This window comes from Ensifer sp. SSB1 (genome assembly GCF_016652895.1).
Lineage (GTDB): Bacteria > Pseudomonadota > Alphaproteobacteria > Rhizobiales > Rhizobiaceae > Ensifer.
The window spans coordinates 1-4,090 of record NZ_JAEPRP010000313.1; the positions used below are offsets into that span (position 1 = coordinate 1).

Annotated in this window: 3 protein-coding genes; 2 read left to right on the plus strand and 1 reads right to left on the minus strand. The window is 61.1% G+C overall.

What is annotated here, in order from left to right:
- Positions 1 to 376 precede the first annotated feature (376 nt).
- Both istA and istB read left to right on the plus strand, forming a co-directional pair.
- A complete protein-coding gene (gene istA, locus I8N66_RS36450; protein WP_291165247.1) occupies positions 377 to 1,861 on the plus strand; it encodes an IS21 family transposase in 1,485 nt (494 codons plus the stop codon).
- The gene (gene istB, locus I8N66_RS36455) at positions 1,858 to 2,754 is read left to right on the plus strand and encodes an IS21-like element helper ATPase IstB (protein ID WP_291165250.1); all 897 of its coding nucleotides are present in this window, start codon (positions 1,858 to 1,860) and stop codon (positions 2,752 to 2,754) included. The genes istA and istB overlap by 4 nt, the downstream gene beginning before the upstream one ends.
- A gap of 28 nt (positions 2,755 to 2,782) precedes the next feature.
- On the opposite strand, the gene I8N66_RS36460 is transcribed toward istB, so the two are convergent.
- The coding region (locus I8N66_RS36460) for a transposase family protein (protein WP_291165253.1) at positions 2,783 to 4,090 on the minus strand (1,308 nt) is incomplete at its 5' end.

The following is a 4,090-nucleotide window of genomic DNA, read 5'->3' on the forward strand; positions in this document are numbered from 1 at the left end:
CGGCGGGAGAAGATAACGGCGCGAGCTTCATCCAGTCTCCATCGAGAATAATCTGCCCGGCTGTTTCGAAACGCCAAGCCTTGACGGCCATTTGCACCGTCCGCAGGCTTTTCTTCGTGAAGCATGATGGATCGGCACTCATTAGACGCTCTAGCACCGAGGCTGCGCGGCGACAATCACGGTGAGATTCAGCGTCAATCAGGATGAGACTCGGCGGCGGGGGTGTGACGAAGGGAGGGCGTAGCCCGACCGGAGTTACACCCACGCCGCGGCGCAATTTTTAGGCGTCTCATGATCGCGGTCGGCCCGCTACGGTGGCGGTTTTCTGGAATGGAGAACCACCTTTGTGCCGGGTCGCCATGTAACCGATAATCAGATGAGATTATTCATGAAGTATCGACAAACGCATTCTGTTGAGGTCGCCGCCGCGAAGGCATCGACCAGCCGGGCGACGGCGTTCCGCATGGAGAAAGAGCAGCGCCTTCCGTCGCAGAACAAGCCGCCCCGCGGTCGACGTCGCCCCGATCCGCTTGAGCATATCTTTGATGCGGAGGTCGTTCCGCTCCTCAAGGCCGCTCCCGGCATTCGTGCGGTCGCCGTTTACGACGAGATACTGCGGCGTCATCCGGAGCTGCCCGAAGGCATTCGCCGCACACTTGAGCGGCGCATCCGGTCATGGCGAGCCGTTCACGGTGAGGCACAGGAGGTGATCTTCCGCCAGACGCACGAGCCCGGCCGGTTGGGGCTGTCGGATTTTACCGACATGGGCAGCCTCAGCGTGACGATCGCCGGCCAGCCGCTCGACCATCTGCTTTATCACTTCCGGCTGGTTTGGTCGGGCTTCGAACACGCCCATGTCATCCTTGGCGGCGAAAGCTTTGTCGCCTTGGCCGAGGGACTGCAGAACGCATTGTGGTTCATTGGCGGCTCGCCGCTCTATCACCGCAGCGACAGCCTGTCGGCTGCCTTCCGCAACCTCGATGCCGATGCCAAGGTCGATCTGACAAACCGTTATGGGGACTTGTGCGCTCATTACCGGATGACGCCAACCCGCAACAACAAGGGCATCGCCCACGAGAACGGCTCGATCGAAAGTTCTCACGGCCATCTCAAGAATGCCGTCCGCGATGCACTCCTGATGCGTGGCACCCGAGACTTCAACGATCTCCGCTCCTACCGCGCCTTCATCGATGAGATCGTCAGTCGCCGCAATGCCACGCATGGTAAGCGCATCGATGCCGAGCGCCCGCATCTGCAGGCGCTTCCCGATCACCGCACCACCGACTTCGAGGAGGTGGTCGTCACCGTGTCGCGTACCGGCGGCTTCGCCTTGCGCAAGGTCTTCTACACCGTCCCCTCCCGTTTGATCGGCCACCGGCTGCGTGTGCGTTTGTTTGACGATCGCCTCGACGTCTTTATCGGCGGCACGCATCTACTGACGTTGCCGCGAGGTCGCGCCCATGCAAGCGGCAAGCATGACCAGGTCGTCAACTATCACCACGTGATCCACTCTCTGCGCAAAAAGCCGATGGCACTTCTCAACCTGGTCTATCGCGACAAGCTCTTCCCCCGGCCGGAATATCGAAGGGCTTTCGACACTCTCATCGAGCAACTGCCTGACCGGCAGGCTTGCAAGATCACCGTCGAATTGCTGGCCCTGGCTCATGATCGCGGTTGCGAGCGTGAACTGGCCGAGGAGCTTGCCAGAACGCTCGACGCCCGCAAACTGCCCGACCTAGTGGCCTTGAGAGCGATCTTCGGCCCAGACCCGGATCAGTTGCCGACCGTTCATGTACAGCTCGCATCGCTCAATAGCTATGAAGCCCTGATGGGGTCCGCCTATGCGGGAGAGGCCGCATGAAGAACGACCACAACACCATCGACGAAGCCCGCCTCGGCATCATGCTCAATGAACTGAGGCTGCCGACAATCAAAACGCTGTGGCCGCAATTTGCCGAACAAGCCGATCGTGAAGGGTGGCCCGCGGCTCGCTTCCTCTCCGCCATCGCCGAACACGAGCTGGCTGAACGGGCGCATCGCAGGATCGAACGTCACCTCGCTGAGGCGCATCTGCCGCCCGGAAAGACGCTCGAGCGCTTCGCTTTCGACGCCGTGCCGATGATCTCCAAGGCCCAGGTCATGGCCATTGCCGCCGGCGATAGCTGGCTCGCCAAGGGGGCCAACATCCTGTTGTTCGGTCCGCCCGGCGGCGGAAAGAGCCACCTCGCTGCAGCAATCGGCCTCGCGCTGATCGAGAACGGTTGGCGGGTGCTGTTCACGCGCACGACCGACCTCGTCCAGAAGCTTCAGGTCGCACGGCGTGAACTCCAGCTCGAATCCGCCATCGCAAAGCTCGACAAGTTCGATCTGCTCATCCTCGACGATCTGGCCTACGTCACCAAGGACCAGGCCGAGACCAGCGTGCTCTTCGAACTCATCTCCGCAAGATACGAGCGGCGTTCCATCATGATCACCGCCAATCAGCCCTTCGGAGAATGGAACCGCGTCTTTCCGGACCCGGCCATGACGCTTGCGGCGGTTGACCGACTTGTTCACCACGCAACGATCTTCGAAATGAACGTCGAAAGCTACCGGCGACGTTCCGCCATGGAAGCCAAACGCCAGCGCGGCAGACCTGCCGCCTCCGCGACAATCAAAAGCTCTTCCCAGTTTGTCGCGGAGCGGCAATCAGAACACGACGAGACTCTTGCCAGCGACAATCAGCATGATACTTTCATGCCGACCGCGACATAAGAGTCTCATCCAGATTGTCGCCACCGTCTCATCCTGATCGCCGCGCTATAGAGGCTGCCGAGACCGCCGGATCCGCCTCAAGCCACGCTCGAATCTGGGGCTCGAATGGCTCCAGCATGCTCTGCCTTTTCGGGTAAGGCTTGGTCCGACGATATGGCCTCCGATGTGTCGGCCGTTTCTCCCCAGCTTGCCAAGCGGTCTTCAGGCTCACGGTAAATCGATGCAGATCGACGGCGACCGGCTCTTCGGATCTGGCGTTTAGGCCACGGCGATCGACCCGCCTTCCGAGCTCCTCCTGGGCGGCGCGGATCCCGGCAAACAGCATCACTGGATCCGCCCTTTCCAACATCGCCTGCAGCCGCTCCTTGTCGGCCTCGGCCACACCGGAATGGGTCAGCACCCGCGCAACAGGCGGCACGGGCGGATGGTAGCGTTTGATGATACGAGCGCCGATCCGTGTCTTCTCCCGCAACTTGAACGAAGGTTGGAACAGATTGCCATGTAGACGTACCACCTCATACAGGCGAGCCAGTGCTGACGTCGCCTCCGCGCCGACGAACCTCCCGTAACCGACAAGCCTTCGCACAATCGCACCGTTCTTCTGCTCGACCCAGGCTTGATCGTTCTTTCGATACGCGCGCGAACGCGTCACCTCCAATCCCTGGCTTCGACACCAGCAGACAACCAGTTCGTTCATGAAGGCGCTGTCATTGTCGAAGTCGACGCCAAGCAGCGGAAATGGAAACTGCGAGCGGGCCTGCTTGATGGCAGCGATGACGAGGCCGCTTTCGCGCGTACGCACTGGCACGCACTCGGTCCAGCCCGTAGCGATATCGGTCAGCACCATCGTCTGCGCGAAGCTGCCGGACGAAGAGGTACCCGAATGGGCCACGAAATCGACCTCGACATAGCCGGGCAACGGATCGTTCCAGTCCCCGAAGGTGCGCACCGGGACCGACCGGCGTACCGCGGAACTCATTCCGGAACGCCGACGCTGGCCACTGCGAGCCACCACACGGACCTCAGACAGCAACCGATCCATCGTCGCTGCACTGACTGTCAGCAGTCTATCGCGAAGCCCGTTGTTCAGCTCGAGCCGACCATGACGCTCAAGGGCTGGCAGTAGAATCGGAATCAGCGGCTTCAGGCGTTTTGAGCAAAGACGATCGGACGCTTCCCATAGAACCACCAGCGCTTCCCTGACATCGGGACCGTAGTGGACAACATGCTGCCGAGCAGACGGCGGCTCCGCCCCACGATGGCGGAGCGCTCTGATCGCATGTTTGCGGTGATATCCGGTAACCGCGACGAACTCATCTAGGATCCTTTGCTTGTC